This is a genomic window from Sphingomonas sp. Tas61C01 (genome assembly GCF_052567495.1).
In genome coordinates, this window is record NZ_CP199583.1 from 2,866,591 (window position 1) to 2,886,438 (window position 19,848).

Below are 19,848 nucleotides of genomic sequence, written 5' to 3' on the forward strand. Positions count from 1 at the left end.
CGGTGGCGCGCATCCTTATGGACGATGACCGTCATGGACTTGCCCGCCGCCATCCTTCCCGCGCTCCCCTATGCGGGGCGGCGCTTCGACGCGTTCCTGTTCGACATGGACGGCACGCTGATCACCAGCATCGATTCCGCCAATCGCGCCTGGACCAGCTGGGCGGTGCTGCGCGGCTTCGATCCCGCCTACGTCATCTCGATCATGCACGGGGTGCGCACCGTCGAGACGATGAAGCGCCTCGGAGTCGCCGATCCGCTGGCGGAGGCGGCGTGGATCACCCACCGCGAAATCGAGGACACCGAGGGTGTCGAGACGATCGCGGGCGCGGCCGAATTCCTCGCGCGCATTCCGCAGGAGCGCTGGGCGATCGTCACCTCGGCCTCGCGCGCGCTGGCCGAGGCGCGGCTGGCGCGGGCGGGCATCCGGGTGCCGCCGGTGATGATCACGTCGGACGACGTCGAGCGCGGCAAGCCCGACCCCTCCTGCTTCCTGCTCGGGGCGGAGCGGCTGGGCGTGCGCGCGGCGGACTGCCTGGTGTTCGAGGATACCGTCGCGGGCCTGACCGCGGCCGATGCGGCGGGGGCGGCCGGGCTCGCCATCACCGTCACCCACGATCATCCGATCGATACGGGGCATCCGTCGATCCTCGACTATCGGGGGCTGGCGGTGACGACGGCGGTGGACGGGCTCGCGATCGTCGGCGACGAGGCGCGGTGACCGCGATCGACACCGTCGCCGACGCGGCCTTCGCGCCGGCGCGCGCGGCGGTGGCGGACGGGCGGATCCCCGGCGCGGTGTTGGGGATCGTGACCGCGGACGGCGAGCGATCGGTCCGCGTCGCCGGGCTGGCGCAGCGCGAGCCGAGCGAGGAGATCCTCACCGCCGACCACTGGTTCGATCTGGCGTCGGTCAGCAAGGTGATCGCGACGACGGGCTTCGTGCTGGCGCTCGCCGACCAGGGGCGGATCGATCTCGACCGGCCGTTGACCGACGCGATCCCCGACCTGCGGCAATACGACGTCGCCGGTGCGCGCGAGCGGCGGCTGACCTTCCGCGACTGCCTTGCGCACCGCACCTTCCTGCCCGCGGTCGAGCCGATCTACACCTATGGCGACGATCCGTCGCGGCTGCGCGCGTTCGTGCTGCAGCGGGCATGGCGGCCGGGGCCGCCGGTTTATTCGGACATCAACTATCTGCTGCTCGGGATCGCGGTGGAGCGGCTGATCGGCGGGTCGCTCGACTTGCTGTCGCTCGGGCCCGGGCTGAGCTGGGGTCCGCCGCCCGGCCCGGCGGTGGCGACCGAGCGGTGCACTTGGCGCGGTCGCGTGCTGAAGGGCGAGGTGCATGACGAGAACTGCTTCGCGATGGGCGGGCGGACCGGGCATGCGGGCCTGTTCGGCACCGTTGCGGGGGTGCTGGGGTTCGCGCGCGGGCTGCTCGACGGCAGCGGGGCATCGGCCGACGCGATCGCGGCGATGCGCACGCCGATCGAGGGACACCGGACCGCGGGCTGGGAGATCCGCCACGATGGCTGGTCCGGCGGGCAGACCTGTTCCGCGACGACGATCGGGCATACCGGCTTCACCGGCACTGGTCTGTGGATCGATTTCGCGCGTGGCATCGCGTGGACGCTGCTCACCAATCGCGTGCACCCGACGCGCCACGCCGACAGCGGCATCTTTGCGCTGCGGCCGGCGACGGGGGACGCCGTGATCGCCGCGCTCGAGGGAGCTTAGTTGGCCGCGGCGATCGCCAGCAACGCCTGATCGATCGAACGGGTGGCCGACGCATCGTCGGGCATGTCGTTGGCGAGGGCGGCGAAAGTCAGGGTGCGGCCCTTGGCGGTGATCAAGAAGCCCGAGAGCGCGTTGGCGGGGTTGAGGGAGCCGGTCTTGGCGAACAGCTTGCCGTCCAGCGACGTGCCCTTGAAGCGACGGGCGAGGGTGCCGTCGAGGCCGCCGACCGGCAGCGTCGCGCGCCAGGCCGCGCCCCAGGGCTGTGCCTGGGTCCAGCGCAGAAAGCGGACGGTCGCGCGCGGGGTAATGCGGTTGTAGCTCGACATGCCCGATCCGTCGGCGAAGTCGTAGGCCCAGCGCTGGACGCCGGCGCGGTCCAGCATCGCGATCACCGCGGCGCGGCCGTCGGCGACCGAGCCGCTGCCGGCGACCGCGCCGATGCGGCGCAGGAACAGCTCGGCATGGAGGTTCTGGCTGACCTTGTTGGTGTGGGTCAGATCCTCGAGCAGCGGCGGCGGGGCGAGGGTGGCGAGCGCCGGCGGCTCGGGTGCGCGCGCGACCGGTGTGGCGCCGCGCATGGCGGGGTCGTCGGCCGAGGTCGGGGCGCGGTGGCGAGCAGCGATGCGGCCGGTGACACGGATATTCGCTGCGCGGAGCATCGCGGCGAACAGCCACGCGGCGCGGTGTGCGGGATCGTCGACGCCGACGGTGACGGTCTCGGGCAAGGCACCGGCGGGGATGGTGCCGGCGATGCGGAGCAGGTCGGTGCCAGGGGTGCGCGTCGCGGTAAGATCGGCCTTGCCGCCGGCGGAGATGGTAAGCGCGGCGTTGTCGATGCGGTAATAGCCGTCGCCGGTGATGGTCGGCGCTTCGCCGGCCGCGCGCGGGGTGACCGCCAGCGTCGCGACATTGTCGTCGATGGTCAGCGCCGAGATCGCGGTGCCGTAGCGGCCGACCTGGTTGTTCCAGCTCATGCCCGCGGGCCAGCGATCGTCAGGGAAGAAGCTGTCGTCGCCGATCACGTCGCCGACGGTGCGGGTCTTCGCGGCGACCGCGCGGGCGAGCGTCGCGACGCAATCGACGGTGCAGCCGGGGGCGCTCGACAGGCGGGCGTCGCCATGGCCGCTCAGCACCACGTCGCGGCCGTCGAGCCGCACGGACGCACCGCCGCCGCCATCGGCCGCGGCGACGTCGAGCGTCGCGAAGGCGGCGGCGGTGGTGAAGATCTTGGTGTTGGAGGCGGGGATGAAGCGTTCGTCGCCGCGCACCGCGACGATCTCGCGGCCATTCTCGTCGACCACGACGAGGCCGATGCGTGTGCCGACCGGCGCGGTGGCGAGCGCCTGGTCGACCGCGCGGTCGGCGGCGGCGGCGGGGGCGAGGTAAACGGAGGGGACGGCGAGCAGCAGGGTGAGCAGGAGGCGCATCATTCGCTTTCGATGACGGTGTTCAGCTGGGCGAGGAATTCGATCGCGAGGGCGCTGGGCGGGCGATCGAGCAGGTGGATCGCGTTGATGTCGAAGGTCAGTGACGGCTTCAGCGGGCGCACCGCCAGCCCCGGCGCCATCCACGCCGCGGCGGTAAAATTGTCGACCACGGTCATGCCGACCCCGGCGCGGACCAGCGCGGCGGCGATGTAGAAGGTGCGCGCGGAGGCGACTTCGTTCAGGTCCAGCCCGAGCCGTTCGAGCTCGTTGGTGAAGAGGTGCCCGATCGGACCGCTGGCGGCCGGCGTGATGAAGGGCCGGCCGGCGAGCTGCGACAGCTCCACCCGCGGCGGCGCATCGGGCATGTCCTCCTCGCGGTAGAGCATCACCAGCTCGCCCTCGCCGTGCCAGCTCTGCCCGAGCGGAGCGCCGCGCGGCGCCTCGTAGGCGATCGCGATGTCGGTCTCGCGCTCGTAGAGCTTGCGGAGCAGATCGTCGTGATGGACGGTCTGGAGATCGAAGCGGACGTCGGGGCGCTTCTTCAGGAACTGCGATACCGCGGTCGGCAGCGCGCCGAGCGCGAGGCTCGGCAGGGCGGAGATGCGGAGCGTGGCGCCGGCGCCGGCGCGCAGGTTGCGGCCCGCCTCGCGCAGCGCCCGCACCCGTTCCTGGATGTCGGCGACGCCGCCGAACATCGCGTGCGCGTCCTCGGTCGGGACCAGCCGGCCCTGCACCCGCTGGAACAGTTCGAGCCCGAGCAGCGTCTCGGCATGGCGCAGCGTCTTCGACACCGACGGTTGCGAGATGTTGAGCGCACGCGCGGCGGCGCTGACCGAGCCGTTGACATAAACCGCGTGGAAGATCTCGATGTGGCGCAGGTTCATATCGCGGGCCCGCGATATACGCGTTCATCGAGCGCGCCTTCGCTACGCGCCACCAGCGTCGCCACGGTCAGGTTCGCCGACGCCGAGGGGACGGTGCGGGTCATGTCGAGGAGGCGATCGAACGGCAGGACGAGGCCGACCACGATCGCAGTCTGTTCGGCGCTCACCCCGACCGCGGCGAGCATCGCTGCGAGCATGAATAGCGAGGCGGAGGGCACCGGCGCGGTGCCGAACGCGGCGAGCGCGCCGGTCAGCAGCATCACGCCGAGCATCCACGCGTCGGGCACGATGCCGAGCGCCTGCAAGGCGAACTGGCCGAGCAGCCCGACATACATCGCGGTGCCGTCCTTGCCGATGCTGGCGCCGAGCGGCAGCACCGTCGAGGCGACCGGACGGGCGATGCCGAGATCGTCCTGCGCGACGCGGAGCGCCACCGGCAGCGTCGCCGACGACGAGGCGGTGGAGAAGGCGACGACGAGCGCGTCGGCGATGCCGCGGAAGAAGCGCGCGACCGGCAGCCGCGCGACCAGCGCGATCAGTCCGGCATGCACCACCAGCATCTGCACCAGCGACGCGGCGACGACGCACAGCGCCAGCCAGCCGACATTGACGAACACCGCGACGCCGCCGGTCGCGACCGCGTTGGCGATCAGCGCGAGCACGCCGAACGGTGTCGCCTCCATGACGATGCGGACGATCTGGAGCAGTACCGCGGCGAGCCCCTGGAGCAGCGCCACGACCGGCCGTCCGGCCTCGCCCGCGACGACGCTGCCGATGCCGAGCAGGATCGCGGTGAAGATGATCGCGAGCATGTCGCCGCGCGCCAGTGCCTCGACGATGTTGGCGGGGACGATGCCGAGCAGCTGGTCCGCAGGCGCGATCGCGGGGCCGAGCGGGTGCGGCGCGACGCCGGCGAGCGCGATGCCCTCGCCGGGGCGGACCAGCAGCCCCGCGGCCATGCCGATCATCACGGATATCAGCGTCGTCAGCGCGAACAGGCCGACGGTCTTGCCGCCGATCGACCCGAGCCGGCGCGGATCGCCGAGCGCGGCGATGCCGGCGGCGATGGTGATCAGGACGACCGGCACCACCAGCATCTTGATCAGCCGGACGAACAGGTCGCCGACCAGCCGGATCGCGGTCGCGCCTTGCGGCCAGAGCAGCCCGAGCGCGATGCCGAGGATCAGGGCGCCGACGACGCGCTTCCACAAGCGGATGGCGAACCAGCGGCGCAGCAGCGTCAAGCGGGGGTGCCCCAGAAGCCCGGCGCTGGCGGGGACAGCATGCCGTCACGATCGACGACGCCGCCCGGCCGATCGTCGGACAGCCAGAGCGGGCCGTCGAGATCGACGAACGCCGCCTCACCCGCGATCAGCAGCGCGGGCGCGATGCCGAGCGACGAACAGACCATGCACCCGACCATCAACCCGAACCCCCGCGTGCGTGCAGCATCGACCAGCGCCAGCGCCTCGGTCAAGCCGCCGGTCTTGTCGAGCTTGATGTTCACATAGGCATAGCGGCCGGCCAGCGCGTCCAGATCCGCGGCGGTGTGCAGCGATTCGTCGGCGCAGATCGGCACGTGCGACGCGAAGCCGGCGAGCTCTTCGTCGGCCCCGGCGGGCAGCGGCTGTTCGAGCAGATCGACGCGGTGTTCGATCAGCAGGCCCTGCAGCGCGACCACCTCCGCCATCGTCCAGCTTTCGTTGGGATCGACGATCAGCCGGGGCGCGGGGGCGGCGGCGCGGACCGCGGCGATCTGGGCGGCGGCGCCGTCGCGATCGACCTTCACCTTCAGCAGCGGCACCGATGCCGCGCGTGCCGCGGCGGTGGCCATTGCGGCGGGCGTATCGATTGCGATCGTGATCGCGGAGGCGACGGGGGTGGGCAAGGGGCGACCGGCGAGCGCCGCCACGGTGGTTCCTGCGCGGCGTGCCTCGAGATCCCACAGCGCATTATCGACCGCGTTCCGCGCGGCACCTGCGGGCATCGCCGTAGCGAGATCGTGGCGGGAGGCGCCGCGTTCGATCAGCGGCGCGATCGTGGCGATGTCGGCGAGCGCGGCCTCGATCGTCTCGCCGTAGCGCGGATAGGGCACGCCCTCGCCGCGGCCTTCGTGGGTGCCCTCGCGGATCGTCACCGTGATCACGTCCGCGGCGGTCTTCACCCCGCGCGCGATCCGGAACGGCGCCCTCAGGCCGAAGCGCTGATGGGCGGCGGCGAGGGTGCGAAGCATTGCAGCATCCGATCGACGAAGGGGTCCGCTCCGAAGCGGAACGGGTCGGTACAAGGCATGCCGAGCGCGGTCCCAGTGTCGGCGCACAGGCGGTGGGCCGCGGCCTCGTCGAGCTTGACCGTGTTGAGCGCGACGCCGACCGGCAGCACGTCGGGGCTGGTGAGGCGGGCGACCGCCAGGTTCGCGGCGAGGCACTCCGCCAGATCGGGTAGACGGAAGTGCGGCAGGCCGCGCATGTGCGGGCGCGACGGATCGTGGCACAGCAGGATCGCGCGGGGCTGGGCGCCGTGGAGCAGCCCCGTCGATACCCCGGCGAACGACGGGTGGAACAGCGAGCCCTGGCCCTCGATCAGGTCCCAGCCGTCATCGGTCCGGGCGGGGGCGAGCATTTCGATCGCGCCCGAGATGAAGTCCGCGACCACCGCGTCGAGCGGCACGCCCGCGCCGGCGATGAGGATGCCGGTCTGCCCGGTGGCGCGGAAATCGGCGGCGATGCCGCGGCGGCGCAGCGCGGCGTGGAGCGCCAGCGTCGCGTACATCTTGCCGACCGAACAATCGGTGCCGACGGTGAGCAGGCGGTTGCCCGCGCGCGGCTTGCCGTTGCCGACCGGCAGGTCCTTCGGCGCATCGCGCACGTCGAACAGCGCGACTCCCGCCTGCTTTGCGGCCCGCACGAGCCGCGGTTCGTCGCGGAGGCGGTGGTGGAGGCCGGAGGCGACGTTCAGGCCTGCCTCGATCGCCGCGATCGCGTCGCGCACCAGCGGCTCGCCAAGGGTCCCGCCGGCATTGGCGATGCCGAGCACCAGCGTCCTCGCACCCGCCGCACGCGCCGCCGCGGGAGCGAGCAGGGGCAGGCCGAGCGTGAGCGGACAATCGTCGTGTCGCCATTCGCCGACGCAATCGCCGGTGCGGAAGATCGCGAGCCCGCGCGACGTCTTGATCCCGACCTCGTCGTCCGAGTGGCCGAGATAGAGGAGGAAGGGGCCGGGGATCATCGCATACCTTCATGGCCGGGGGTCGAGACGCGCGGAATAGGCGGTCTGGCACGATGCTGGCCAGCCATGCGCCACCGCCTAGCCATAACCGCCGGCTATGGTCTGACGGAGGCCGGGCAGCCTGCGGGGGTCGGGCGCAACAGGACGCGACCCGCCGCTATGCCGGTCGCAGCGCCGTCGGCAAGCGCCAGCCGGCCGTTGACGAACAGTGCGACGACGCCGCGTGCGGGGACGGTCGAGTGGACATAGTCGGCGCCCGGCGCATAGCGATCCGGATCGATCACGACGAGATCGGCATGGTAGCCCGGCCGCAGATAGCCACGCCGGTCGAGCCGGTAGATGTCGGCGGTGAGGCCGGTCGAGCGGCGGATGAAGGCGGCGAGATCGATGACCTTCCGGTCGCGGACATAGCTGCGATATTTGCGCGGGAAGGTGGCGTATTGGCGGGGGTGGCCGTCCGATCCGTCAGAGCTGGTGATCACCCAGGGCTGCTTCATGATCAGGTCGACGTCGCGATCGACCATGTTGAAGCTGGCGACGCCGACCCCCGCGGGCGCGGTGCGATCGGCATTGGCGACACGCAGGATGCGGATCGCGGCATCGATCGGAGCGAGGCGCCACAGCGCCGCCATCTGCGCGAGGGTCTTGCCGGTCCAAGGCTGGCCGGCCGAGGTGAGGAGCATCGACGTCGCGCCACCGCGACGGCGCAGATTGTCGGTCATCGCGGCCTTGATCCGCGGCAGCGTCGCGGGGTCGTCGAAGCGCGCGATCATCCGGGCATAGCCGCCGTCGAGCGCCCAGCCGGGCACCAGCGACGCATCGACCGAGGTGCCCGAGGCGAGCCAGGGATATTGATCGGCGGTGATGTCCTGCCCTGCGCGGCGCGCCGCCTCGATCGTCGCGATCAGGTCGGGGGCATGGCCCTGCAGATCGACGCCCAATGCCTTCAGATGCGCGATATGGACGGGCATCCTTGCATCGCGACCGATCTCGATCGCTTCGCGGGTGCTGGCGATCAGGCCGATCGTGTAGTCGGATTCATCGCGCTGGTGGGTATCGTAAAGGCCGCCGCGCTTGCCCGCCTCGCGCGCGACCGCGACGACCTCGGCGGTGGTGGCGAAGCTCTGCGGGGCGTAGAACAGGCCGGTCGACAGGCCGTACGCGCCCTCGCACATGCCCTTGGCGGCAAGGGCGGCCTCGCGGGCGAGCTCGGCGGCGGAGGGCGCGCGATCGGCTTGGCCGAGCACACGCGCGCGGATCGCGCCGAAGCCGACGAACGGCACCACGTTGACGCCGATCCGGCTCGCCTGGAGCGCGCGTGCGTCCGCGGCGACGTCGGGCGTGCCGCCGCCGTCGACGCCGGTGACGATCGTCGAGACGCCCTGCGCGAGCCACGGCAGCGCGAGCCGTGCCTTCGCGACGGGCGAGCGGGTATAGGTGTCGGGATGGGTGTGCGCGTCGATCAGGCCGGGGGCGACGATCCTGCCGCGGGCGTCGATCGTGCGGCGCGCGACGGTGCCGCGCGACGGGCCGACATAGGCGATGCGATCGCCGACGATTTCGACATCGCCGACGATCGGTGGCGTGTCGGCGCCGGTGTAGATCGTCCCGCCCCTCACGACGACATCGACGCGGGGGAGCGGGGCGACGGAGGCGAGCGCGGTGGCGAGCAACGCGGCGAGCAGGCGTCTCATCGGCGTGGTCGCAGCGTCACTCGCGCGGCGGCATGCGCATCGACCGCGGCGCGGCCGAACAGCATCGGCTGCATCGTGCCCGCGACCCAGGGCGCGACCTGATCCGAATAGCGCGGCGAGCGCGGATCGTTCGACTGGCCGGGCAGGTTGAGCATCAACGAATTGTCCCACGCACCGACATCGATGACCTGAAGATAGCTCGCACCGCCGCCGACGCGCCAGCCCGGACCGTTGCCGAGCCACCGCGCCATCACGGTGTAGGAATCGCCGCCGGTGCCAAGTCCCGCGATCGGTGGGAACGCCGCGGCAATGGCGGGGATGCGCGACAGCGGGTGCTGGATCGTCATCTGGTGCAACCTTTCCCAGCGCCACGCCGCGGGATCGGGGCCGAGCTGCGCCTTCGCCGATGCCCAGGCGGTGGCCAGTGCCGCCTCGACCATCGCGTCGCGGGCGGCGGCGGGGGACCGGCCGAGCCGCGCATCGGGCCTGGCGAGCAGGTCGAGCAGCACCGACGGCGCGATCTCCGTGATCAGCGGCTTGGCGCGGGCGGGGACGATCGCGGCGAGCATGCGGGCGCCGAGATCGCGCCACAGGATTTCGAACAGCGCCGCCGCGGCGCTGCCGCCGTCGATCCGTGCGTTCCAGCCGCGGAGCATCGCCAGCGCCGGCGCCGCCGCCTCGTCGACCGAGGCGGGCAGGAGCGCGATCAGCTGGCGGGCGGGGGTGGAGAGGGTGTCGTGCTGGAGCGCGACGCTGTCCGCCAGCGTGTGCCGCGGTTGCCCCGACAGGACATCGGCGATGCGATCGTAGCGATAGGGATCGCGGAACGAATAGGCGGGGACGCGGTCGGCGGGCCAATCGGCGGGAAGGTTGTTCTGGTTGGCGGAGGCGAACCAGCCCCTGGCGGGATTGAACGCGCTCGGCATCGCGCGGTGATCGCGCATCCCGGTCCAGTCGTAGCGGCCGTCGCCCGGCACCGGCAGCAGCCCGTCGCCCTCGCGCCGGACGGGGGCGAAGCCGATTACCTGCCAGCCGGTGTTGCCGTCGATGTCGGCATAATGGAAGTTGGTCGGCGAGGGGTGGAGCCGGAACGCCTCCTGCAAACCAGCCCAGTCGTGGGCGAGGTTGATTGCAATCATCGCGAAGGCGCCGCCGCCGCCGGGCTGCATCGCAATCGAGGCGAGCACGGTGGCGCGGTGCCGGGCGGGATCGTACGCGATCACCGGGCCCTGCACCGAATAGCGCTGCGTCGTCGCGGCGGGGGCTGCGTCCTTCACAGGGATCGCGACGTCGATCCGCTCGAACCGCTTCCACGCGCCGTCGTGGCGGTAGCGCTCGGGATCGTTCGGGTGAAGTTCGAGGACGAACAGATCCTGCTGGTCGATGTGGAAGTTGGTCCGCCCGAATGCGAAGCGATCGGTATGGCCCTGCATGATCCCGGGCAGGCCGGGCGCGCCGCCGCCGATCACGTCGAGCCCGGGGGCGGTCAGATGCGCGACGTGGCGCGGGCCGAAGCCGCCGATGCCGAGATGCGGATCGTTGGCGAGGATCGGGCGCCCGGTCGCGGTGCGCGCGGGCGCCACGGTCCAGGCGTTGCTGCCGGCGTTGCTGCGCTCGACGGCGGTCGGCGTATCGGGGCCGAACGGCAGCCGGCCGAGCTGGAGGACGCCGAGATCGTCCTCGCCCACCGCGGCGACGTTCAGCCCGTCGGGCACGACCATACGGTGCGCGGGCCGCAACGGCGCGACGATCGCGTCGAGCTCGAGCAGCCCGATTGCGGCGAGCTGCGCGCGGCGCACCTCGTCGTCGGCGTTGCCGATCGACGCGCCGCGGGTGATCACCAGATCGCGCAGCGTCCAGCGCAGGGGCGCGATCCCGAGGATCCGGTATTCGAGCGGCAGCAGCGTGGGATCGGCAGCGACCTCGTCGATCCGTGCGTTGATCCCGGCGATATAGGCGTTGGCGGAGGCGAGCACTTGCGCGGGGATGCGCTTCAGCTCGGCATCGATATCGCCGCGATAGTGGAACAGCCGCGATGCCGCATCGTAATCGGCGAACTGCGGGCCGAACGCCTCCGCCATCCGGCCGAGTTCACGCCGCTGGCTGAAGTCGATCTGGAACAGCCGGTCGCGCGCCACGACATAGCCCTGGCCGAAGAACGCGTCGGGGATCGAGGCGGCGCGGATGTGGGGGACGCCGTACGCGTCGTCGACGATCTCGATCGGGGCGGCGAGACCGCGAACGTCGATCGTGCGGGCGGTGGCGGGGGGCACGTCGGACGCCGCACAGCCGCGTCGACCCGAGGCGAGCGCCAGGATCGCGACAGATCCGAGCAGGAACGAACGACGATCGAGCATCGCAACCTCCCCTATAGTTCCGGCGGCGTGTGCGTCGCGGTCTAGGCCAACGTCGCGCCCGGTGACAGGGCCGCGTCGCGACCCGCCCCATAAGCTGTAGTTATAGCTTGGCGAAGTTGGCGAACATCGGGCCTTGACGCTCCGGGGCGCCGACGCGCACGTTGGCTGAAGCAGGGCGATTGCGCACGGTCCACCAGAGGCCGGCGTCGACGCATCGAGGGAATGATCGAGGACCGGATGCCCGCTGCCGCGGGGCGGCAGGCCGCCGGTCTCAAGCGACTATTAGGGGGCTAACATGACGATTTCGGGTCAAATTCGGCGGCGCAGGTCGATCCAGGGCGGCGTCTGCAGCCTGCTCGCCTTGTCGATCGCCACCCCGATGGCAGCACAGACCACGACGGTGGACACCCCGCCGACCAGCGTGGCGGAGGCGCAGACTGCCGAAGCGCCGGGCGGCGACGACATCTTCGTCACCGGATCGCGCATCGTCCGCAGCGGCTTCGAATCGCCGACCCCGCTGACCGTGATCTCCGCCGAGGAGATCCAAAACAGCGCGCCGACCAACAACATCGCGGACTTCGTCAACCAGCTGCCGGCGCTGGCAGGGTCGACCCGCCCGGCCAATTCGCGGCTCAACCTCAGCAGCGGGCAAGCGGGCATCAACGCGCTCAACCTGCGCAACCTGGGTGAGACGCGCACGCTGGTGCTGCTCGACGGGCGGCGATCGGTGCCGTCGACGATCACCGGGCTGGTCGACATCAACACCATCCCGCAATCGTTGATCAGCAGCATCGAGGTCGTCACCGGCGGCGCCTCCGCGGCCTATGGATCCGACGCGGTCGCGGGCGTCGTCAACTTCGTGCTCGACAAGAAATATACCGGGCTGAAGGCGACGGTGGACAGCGGCGTCACCACATATGGCGACGGCGGCAATTATTCGGGCAGCATCACCGCGGGCGTGCCGTTCGCCGGCGGCCGCGGCCACATCCTGTTCAACGCCGAGGTCGCGCACAAGGACGGCATCTTCGACGTCGACCGCGCCTGGAACGCGACCGGCTATGTCCGCATCCAGGATCCGAACTGGACCGCGACGAGCACCACTCCGCAATATCTGATCCGCCGCCAGGTCGGCGCGGTGAACTCCACGCCTGGTGGCATCGTCACCGGCAACACCGTGCTCGCGGGTAGCGGGCTGACCGCCAACAACCTGCGCGGCCGGTATTTCGGGCAGAACGGCGCGGTCAACCAGTTCCAATATGGCGCACTGACTTTTCCCGCTGTCGGCGGTGCGTCGGCGCCGTCGCTGACCCAGGGCGGCGACTGGCGGGTCAACGACACCGGGCGGCGGATCGGGCTCGATGCTCAAGACGACCGCCACGGCTTCTTCGGCCGCGCCAGCTTCGAGGCCACCCCGGGGATCGAGCTGTTCGCCGAAGCCGCGTACAACCGCCAGCGCGTGGTGTTCAACGCCGGCCCCAACCTGTCGACCGGGGTCGTCCTGCAGCGCGACAATGCGTTCCTGATCAACACGCTCGGCGCGGCGGCGCTGACCGGGGTCAACACCGTGACGATCGCGACCTCGGCGGCCGACCTGCCGTATCGCGGCGTCGACAATCGTCGCGAGGTGCAGCGCTACACGATCGGCGCGAACGGCGATTTCGAGGCTTTCGGCAAGCGATCGGCGTGGAACGTATACGGCCAATATGGCCGCGCCGAGCTGCACGAGCAGCTGACCAACGTGATGAACACGCAGCGCATGCTGAACGCGACTGACGCGGTGTTCGCCCCCGCGGGCAACGCCGCCGGGGTCGCGGCGGGCACGATCGTGTGCCGGACGACGCTGACCACGCCGACCAACGGATGCGTGCCGCTCAACCGGCTCGGTCTCGGCGTCGCCGACCCTGCGGCGATCGCCTATGTGCTCGGCAGCCCGTATCGCGACGAGACGATCGAGCAATATGTGACCGGCGCCAATCTGTCGGTGACTCCGTTCGCGACCTGGGCGGGCGACGTCAGCGTCGCGGTCGGCGGCGAATATCGCAAGGAGCAGATCAAGGGCTTCGTGCCGCCCGAGTTCAAGCCGACGGTGAACCAGAACAGCACGATCAACCAATGGTCGGTCGGCAATTACCTGCCCACCAACGGCAGCTACGACGTGAAGGAGGCGTATCTCGAGACCGTGGTGCCGCTGGGGCTCGGGGTCGAGTTCAACGGCGCGGTGCGCGCGACCGATTATTCGACGTCGGGCTATGTCACGACCTGGAAGCTCGGCGCGACGTGGCAGCCGATCGAGGACATCCGCTTCCGCGTGACGCGGTCGCGCGATATCCGCGCGCCGAACCTCAACGAGCTCTACCAAGCGGGCGCGTCGAACAGCGATTCGGTCCGCAACCCGTTCTTCGTCGCCAACGATCCCAGCAAGGGCCCGGCGACCTATTCCTATTCCGCGACAATTACCGGTAATCTCGACCTACGGCCCGAGAAGGCGGATTCGTGGAACATCGGCGGCGTGCTGACCCCGCGCTTCCTGCCCGGCTTCAGCGCTTCGGTCGATTATTTCCGAATCGAGATGAACGATGCGATCGGCAGCCTGAGCGCACAGGAGATCATCAATCGCTGCTTCGAAGGCACCCAGGCCTATTGCGACGCCTATTCGCCCGACCCCAGCAACGCGTCGCGGATCCTGTTTCGCAGCCAACCATTCAACTTCACGGAGCAACTGGTGCGCGGGATCGATTTCGATGCCAGCTATCGCCTGCCGCTGAGCCGGTTGTTCGACAGCGCGAAGGGTGCCGTCACGTTGCGCGGAGTAGCGACGCGGTACATCGACAACGTCATCGACCAGGGGATTGCCGGCACGGTGCCGATCGACACCGTGGGCGCGAATGGTGGGCAGGCGAGCACGCCCAAGTGGATCTACCGGTTCACCGCAGGGTACGACACGCCCGATTTCTCGATCACCGGGGTGGCGCGCGGGGTGAGCGCGGGCAAGTACCTCGCCAACGCGATCGAGTGCCAGACCGGGTGCCCGATCTCGACGACGCAGTTTCCGACCCAGGACGACAACCACGTGTCGGGGCTGTTCTACGTCGACCTCAACCTGACCCAAAAGATCGGCGCGGATGCGGAGCGCGGCGCGGAGTTCTTCGTCAACGTCACCAATCTGTTCAACCGCTGGCCGCTGCTGGTGCCGGAGACCGGGCTCGCCGCGAACAGCACCTATTCGGACCTGCTGGGCCGGCAGTTCCGGGTCGGCTTCCGCGTGCAGCTGCGCTGAGGCCAGGCGGCGGGATCAGTTCCCGCCGCTCATCGAGAAGGGCCGCGCGGTGCGCGCAGTGCCGCGGCGCTTGTCGGGCGTCGCGGCCATCGTGAAGCGCAGCTCGCCGCCGGCGCGGATCTCGGCATCGCGCAGGTAGCTGCGATCGAGCGGCGCACCGTTCAGGGTGACCGCGGCGACATAGCGGTTGGTGGCGGAGAGCCCGTCGGCTACGATCGCGAAGCGCTTGCCCCCCGGCAGCGCCAGTACCGCGCGATCGACGAACGGGCGGCCGATGACATATTCGTTCGATCCCGGGGCGACCGGATAGAAACCGAGCGCGGTGAACACCAGCCACGCCGACATCTGGCCGAGATCGTCGTTGCCCGACAGCCCGTCCGGGGTCGGCTTGTACTGCGACGCGACGATCTGCGACAGCCGATCCTGGGTACGCCAGGGTGCGCCGGCATAGGCATAGAGATAGGCGACGTGGTGGCTCGGTTCGTTGCCGTGGATATACTGGCCGATCAGCCCGGCGATGTCCTCGGCGTGGCTGTAGTCGAGCTTGCTGTTGTCGTAGTCGAACATCGCATCGAGCTTGGCGATCGCCTTGGCGTCGCCGCCGAGCAGGCGGATCAGCCCGGCCTCGTCGTGCGGCATGAACCAGCTATATTGCCACGCATTACCTTCGGTATAATCGGAGCCGTAGTTGATCGCGGTTGGATCGAACGGGGTGCGGAACGCGCCGGTCGACAGACGGGCGCGGAGCCAGCCGGTCTTCGCGTCGAAGCTGTTGCGCCAGTTGCGCGACCGCTTCTCGAACCGGTCGGCGATCGCGGTGCGGCCCATCGCGCGGGCCATCCGCGCGATCGTCCAGTCGTCATAGGCATATTCAACGGTTTTCGATGCGGCCTCCGGCTCCTTGTCGATCGGGACGTAGCCGCGCGCCATATAATCGCCGAGCCCGCCATAGGGCGCGTAGGAGGCGCTCGCGACCATCGCATCGAGCGCGGCGTCGGCGTCGAATCCGCCAATCTCCTTCAGATACGCATCGGCGATCACCGGCACCGCGTGATAGCCGATCATCGTCCAGGTCTCGCGCCCCGCGAATTGCCACACCGGCAGGATGCCGTCGGGGCTGTTGCGCCGGCTTTCGATCAGCGACCTGACGACGTCGGTGGTGATCGCCGCAGGCTGGACCAGAGTCAGCAGCGGATGTTCGGCCCGGAACGTATCCCAGAGCGAGAAGGTCGAGCGGAAGGTGAAGCCGGTGGCGGTGTGGACCTGATCGTCGGGCCCGCGGTAGCGTCCGTCGGCGTCGCTCCAGACGCTCGGCGCGAGCAGGCTGTGGTAGAGCGCGGTGTAGACGCTGGTGCGGATCGGCGCGGGGGCGTCGATCTCGACCGCGGCAAGCGCAGTGGTCCAGGCGGCAGCGGTGCGCGCCTTCACTGCATCGAAGCCACCGCGCTCGGCATCGAGATTGGCGACCGCGCCGGCTTCGTCGACGCCGGACAGCGCGACGGCCACCTCCAGCGGCGCGGCGAGCGTGCCGAAATCGAGCCGCGCCTCGAGCGCGCGACCGAGCTTCTCGGCGAGCGCGTCGCTGCCGCGGCCGGGCCCCTGAAAGCCCTTGTAGGTCACCGCAGGATCGCGATCGACGAAGCCGTGGCCGGTCAGCGGCGCCGAGAAGCGCATCGCGAAGAACAGCTTGCGCCCGGGTGCCCAGCCACGTGTCTCGCGGAACCCGGTGAGGGTGCCGTCGGCGTGCAGGTGCAGCCCGGACCAGAGGATCTTGCCGGGATAGTCGTAGAGCGACGAGCGCAGATCGATGACGAGATGCGCCCCCTTGCCGCGCGGAAAGGTGTAGCGATGCACCCCGATCCGGGTGCCCGCGGTCAGCTCGGCGCGGACGCCGCCGTCGAGCAACGTCACCGCGTAATAGCCCGGTCGCGCGGTCTCCTGTCGGTGATCGAAGCGCGATCGATAGCCGCTGCCCGGCCGCTTCGGGTCGCCCGGATCCATCCGCACCGCGTCGCCCGATTGCGGCATCACCAGCAGGTCGCCGAGATCGGAATGCCCCGCGCCCGAGAAATGCGTGTGGCTGAAGCCCTGGATCGTCGGATCCTCGTACCGGTATCCCGCAGCGTGCGAATAGCAGGCGCGGATCTCGCAGCCGGTATCGGTGTCGGGCGACAGCTGGACCATCCCGAACGGGGCGGTCGCGCCCGGAAAGGTATGTCCCTCGCCACCCGTGCCGATCATCGGATCGACGGTATCGATCGGCGCGGGAGCGGCTTGCGTCGGTGCGGCAAGGGCGAGGAGCAGGGTAGCGAACATTGTGCAGGCATAAGCGGTACGGGCCGCCCTGCTCAACCCGCACGACGTATCGGAACGGTCAGTCCGCGGCCGAGGGGCTGATGAAGACCTGCTCGATCGCGAGGCCGAACAGCTCCGCGATACGGAAGGCGAGCGGCAGCGAGGGATCGTAACGCCCCGTCTCGATCGCGTTGACGCTCTGGCGGCTGACCTCGAGCATGTCGCCGAGCTGCTGCTGGCTCCACCCCCGTTCGGTCCGGAGCGCGCGGAGATGGCTCCTCATGCCGGGCGGCGATCGAATAGCCGGTGCAGACAGGCGCCGAAACCCAGCCCCGCGCACCAGATGATCGGCCAGGCATAGCTGACGATGTGGGGGACGAGATCGAACCCTTCCAGGAACCCCCAGATCGTCGCGGCGGTCATCGCGATCCCCGTCGCGATCAACGACTGGCGGACCACCAGCAGACGCAGATACTCGTCCTGCTCGTCGACCAGATAGATGCCGAACGCCACGAAGAAGCCTGAGACCGGGAGCGCCGGCAACACCCCAAGCACATAGGCGAGCGGCCCGGCGACCAAGTGCCGCGACAGCAGGAACACCGCGGGCAGCAGCAACGCTACATAGGCGATCGAGAGAACCAGGACGCGACGATTGTACCGCCGCTGGGCAGGGGAGAAGCGCATGGAAGACTCCTTGGATTGATGTGAAGGAAGCTTGTCATGGAAAGCGAGCTTTACGTCAAGTGTCTTTTACATATTTAGCGTCTCGTTCGTTGACGCATCGGGGTTGTGGCCTAGGGTGGCGGATCGAGGCTCATCGGAAGAACGCGGGCGCATGGTGATCTGGGACGGGGGCCGCGGCGGGGCGGGCGTGGAGACGAATGCGTGCGGATGACGATCAAGGACGTCGCGCGCGAGGCGGGAGTGTCAATCAAGACGGTGTCGCGGGTGCTCAACAAGGAGCGCTATGTCGGGGAGGCCACGCGGGTGCGGGTGGAGGCGGCGGTCGCGGCGTTGAAGTTCCGGCCGAGCGTCGCGGCGCGGACCCTGGGAGGCAAGCGCAGCTTCCAGATCGCGTTGGTGTGCGACAATCCCAGCCCGCATTATGTCTACGAAATGCAATCGGGCATCCGCGATCGTTGCGAGCCCGACGGGGTGCGGATGATCGCGCAGCCCTATGATCGCGGGTCCGAACGGCTGCTCGACGATCTGGAGGGACTGATCGACGCGACCGCGATCGACGGGTTGATCCTGACCCCGCCGATCACCGATCGCGCGGCGGTGCTCGACCTGCTGGCGCGGCGATCGGTGCGGTTCGTCCGAGTGTCGCCGGGCGCACAGCTGCCCGATTCGTCGTCGGTGTTCATCGACAATCGCGGCGCGTCGCGGGTGATCACCGATCACCTGCTGAGGCTCGGCCATCGCCGGATCGGGCTGGTCGCCGGCCATCCCGACTACGCCACCAGCGTCCAGCGCGCGCAGGGCTATCGCGATGCGCTGGCGGCGGCGGGGGTGGCGCACGATCCCGCGCTGGAGGTGCGCGGCGATTACGACTTCGCCTCGGGCGCGCGGGCCGGGGCGGCGCTGCTGGCGCTGGCCGAGCCGCCGACCGCGATCTTCGCGTGCAGCGACGACATGGCGGCAGGGGTGCTCGCGGCGGCGCACGGGCTGGGGCTCAGCCTACCGCGGGATTGCTCGGTCGCTGGGTTCGGCGACGATGCGCTGGCGGGCTATGTCTGGCCGCCGCTCACCACGATCCGCCAGCCGACGCGGTCGCTGGCGTGGAACGCCGCGGACCTGCTGCTGACCGCGAGCGAGCAGCCCGAATACCGCGAATGCGCGTTCGAGCTGATCGTGCGCGCGTCGACCGCGCCGCTCAGCCGATGATCAGCAGCGCCGCGGCGAGCGACAGCAGCAACGCGGCGATCGTCGCGATGAAGATCACCGCCAGCGGCCGCGGGCCGGCCTCCAGCAACTGACCGAGCGGCGAGCGGATCGCGGTCGCGGTGACCGCCGCGGCGAGCAGCCCGGTCGCGGCCTGTTGCGCGAGATGGGTTACCGCGGTCGGGATCACGCCGGTCGAGTTGACGCCGGCGAGCACGAAGAACCCGACTACGAACCAGGGCAGCATCACACCGCGCGCGGTGCCGTCGCCGCGCGGCAGGAACATCGCGACGATCGCGAGCACCGGTGCGAGCATCGCGACGCGGGTAAGCTTGACGATCGTCGCGATCTGCCCCGCCGCATCCGAATAGGAATAGCCAGCGCCGAGCGCCTGGGCGACGTCGTGGATCGAGGCGCCGAGCATGAAGCCCGCGCGCAGATCGCCGAGCGACAGCGCGTGCGCGATGATCGGGTAGACCACCATCGCACAGGCGCTCATCGCCGAGATGCCGACGAGCACCAGGGTCAGCTGGGCCTGGCCGACGCGGCGTTCACCGAGTGTGGTCGCGAGCGCCATCGTCGCCGACGCGCCGCAGATCGCCACCGCGCCGCCCGCCAGCGCACCGAAGGCGGTGTCGAAGCCCAGACGTCTCGCGGCGAGGATGCCGATGCCAATCGTCGCGGCGATCGTCACGATCACGCAGGCGAGTGCGACCGGGCCGAGCGCCAGGATCTGCCCGAAGGTGATCCGCACCCCGACCAGCACAATTCCCCAGCGCAGCAGCGATCGCGACGCGAACGCCAGCCCCGGGGTCAGCCGCGCGTCCGCCGAGAGGAAGTTGAGCGCGAGCCCGATCAGCAGCGCCATCAACGTCAGCGGCGCGCCGTAGTGATCGGAGATGAACCCCGCCGCCAGCGTCCCCAGCACCACGATCGTCAGCCCCGGCAGATAATCCTGGAACCGCGCCTTCGGCGTCGGCTCGATATCGCCGTAGAGGTCGGCGGCCATCGGCAGCGGGCGGGTAGTGGCGCGCATTCCAAATCCCTGATCTACGATAGCGCC

At 70.1% G+C, this 19,848-nt stretch carries 15 protein-coding genes; 4 read left to right on the forward strand and 11 right to left on the reverse strand.

All coding sequences use genetic code 11. The features are described 5' to 3' along the window. Positions 1-24 precede the first annotated feature (24 nt). The gene (locus ACT009_RS13500; protein ID WP_445191580.1) at positions 25-720 is read left to right on the forward strand and encodes an HAD-IA family hydrolase; all 696 of its coding nucleotides are present in this window, start codon (positions 25-27) and stop codon (positions 718-720) included. Next, complete coding sequence (locus ACT009_RS13505; protein ID WP_445191581.1) at positions 717-1,739, forward strand: serine hydrolase domain-containing protein; 1,023 nt, start codon at positions 717-719, stop codon at positions 1,737-1,739. The genes ACT009_RS13500 and ACT009_RS13505 overlap by 4 nt, the downstream gene beginning before the upstream one ends. Here ACT009_RS13505 and dacB read toward each other — a convergent pair. From dacB to ACT009_RS13540, 7 genes are all read right to left on the reverse strand, one after another. After that, positions 1,736-3,169, reverse strand: a complete 1,434-nt coding sequence (dacB, locus tag ACT009_RS13510) for a D-alanyl-D-alanine carboxypeptidase/D-alanyl-D-alanine endopeptidase (protein WP_445191582.1) — start codon at positions 3,167-3,169, stop codon at positions 1,736-1,738. The genes ACT009_RS13505 and dacB overlap by 4 nt on opposite strands. Then, a complete protein-coding gene (locus ACT009_RS13515; RefSeq protein WP_445191583.1) occupies positions 3,166-4,050 on the reverse strand; it encodes a LysR family transcriptional regulator in 885 nt (294 codons plus the stop codon). The genes dacB and ACT009_RS13515 overlap by 4 nt, the downstream gene beginning before the upstream one ends. After that, the gene (locus tag ACT009_RS13520; RefSeq protein ID WP_445191584.1) at positions 4,047-5,294 is read right to left on the reverse strand and encodes a dicarboxylate/amino acid:cation symporter; all 1,248 of its coding nucleotides are present in this window, start codon (positions 5,292-5,294) and stop codon (positions 4,047-4,049) included. The genes ACT009_RS13515 and ACT009_RS13520 overlap by 4 nt, the downstream gene beginning before the upstream one ends. After that, positions 5,291-6,283: an N-acetyl-D-Glu racemase DgcA gene (gene dgcA, locus ACT009_RS13525; RefSeq protein ID WP_445191585.1), complete on the reverse strand. Its 993-nt coding sequence runs from the start codon at positions 6,281-6,283 to the stop codon at positions 5,291-5,293. Before dgcA ends, ACT009_RS13520 begins: the two co-directional genes overlap by 4 nt. Further along, positions 6,241-7,278 (reverse strand): N-acetyltransferase DgcN, encoded by a 1,038-nt coding sequence (gene dgcN / locus ACT009_RS13530; protein WP_445191586.1) that lies wholly within the window; start codon positions 7,276-7,278, stop codon positions 6,241-6,243. Before dgcN ends, dgcA begins: the two co-directional genes overlap by 43 nt. A gap of 95 nt (positions 7,279-7,373) precedes the next feature. After that, positions 7,374-8,972, reverse strand: a complete 1,599-nt coding sequence (locus tag ACT009_RS13535) for an N-acyl-D-amino-acid deacylase family protein (RefSeq protein WP_445191587.1) — start codon at positions 8,970-8,972, stop codon at positions 7,374-7,376. Continuing rightward, entirely contained in the window at positions 8,969-11,329 is a 2,361-nt protein-coding gene (locus tag ACT009_RS13540; protein ID WP_445191588.1) for a penicillin acylase family protein, read from the reverse strand. The genes ACT009_RS13535 and ACT009_RS13540 overlap by 4 nt, the downstream gene beginning before the upstream one ends. A 295-nt stretch (positions 11,330-11,624) precedes the next feature. On the opposite strand from ACT009_RS13540, the gene ACT009_RS13545 reads away from it, so the two are divergent. After that, a complete protein-coding gene (locus ACT009_RS13545) occupies positions 11,625-14,606 on the forward strand; it encodes a TonB-dependent receptor plug domain-containing protein (protein WP_445191589.1) in 2,982 nt (993 codons plus the stop codon). Positions 14,607-14,621: 15 nt separating this feature from the next. Here ACT009_RS13545 and ACT009_RS13550 read toward each other — a convergent pair whose 3' ends face one another. Genes ACT009_RS13550 through ACT009_RS13560 form a run of 3 tightly spaced genes read right to left on the reverse strand, consistent with a single transcriptional unit; the run spans position 14,622 to position 17,585 of the window. After that, positions 14,622-16,922 (reverse strand): GH92 family glycosyl hydrolase, encoded by a 2,301-nt coding sequence (locus tag ACT009_RS13550; protein ID WP_445191590.1) that lies wholly within the window; start codon positions 16,920-16,922, stop codon positions 14,622-14,624. 58 nt (positions 16,923-16,980) lie between these two features. Next, positions 16,981-17,184 carry a helix-turn-helix transcriptional regulator gene (locus tag ACT009_RS13555; protein ID WP_445191591.1) on the reverse strand — a complete coding sequence of 68 codons (204 nt, stop codon included), beginning with the start codon at positions 17,182-17,184 and terminating at the stop codon, positions 16,981-16,983. Further along, positions 17,181-17,585, reverse strand: a complete 405-nt coding sequence (locus ACT009_RS13560) for a hypothetical protein (protein ID WP_445191592.1) — start codon at positions 17,583-17,585, stop codon at positions 17,181-17,183. Before ACT009_RS13560 ends, ACT009_RS13555 begins: the two co-directional genes overlap by 4 nt. A 207-nt stretch (positions 17,586-17,792) precedes the next feature. On the opposite strand from ACT009_RS13560, the gene ACT009_RS13565 reads away from it, so the two are divergent. After that, a complete protein-coding gene (locus ACT009_RS13565) occupies positions 17,793-18,788 on the forward strand; it encodes a LacI family DNA-binding transcriptional regulator (protein ID WP_445191593.1) in 996 nt (331 codons plus the stop codon). Here the strand turns inward: ACT009_RS13565 and ACT009_RS13570 are convergent. Next, positions 18,778-19,821: a YeiH family protein gene (locus ACT009_RS13570; protein ID WP_445191594.1), complete on the reverse strand. Its 1,044-nt coding sequence runs from the start codon at positions 19,819-19,821 to the stop codon at positions 18,778-18,780. The two genes, ACT009_RS13565 and ACT009_RS13570, sit on opposite strands and share 11 nt — an antisense overlap. Positions 19,822-19,848: the final 27 nt, after the last annotated feature.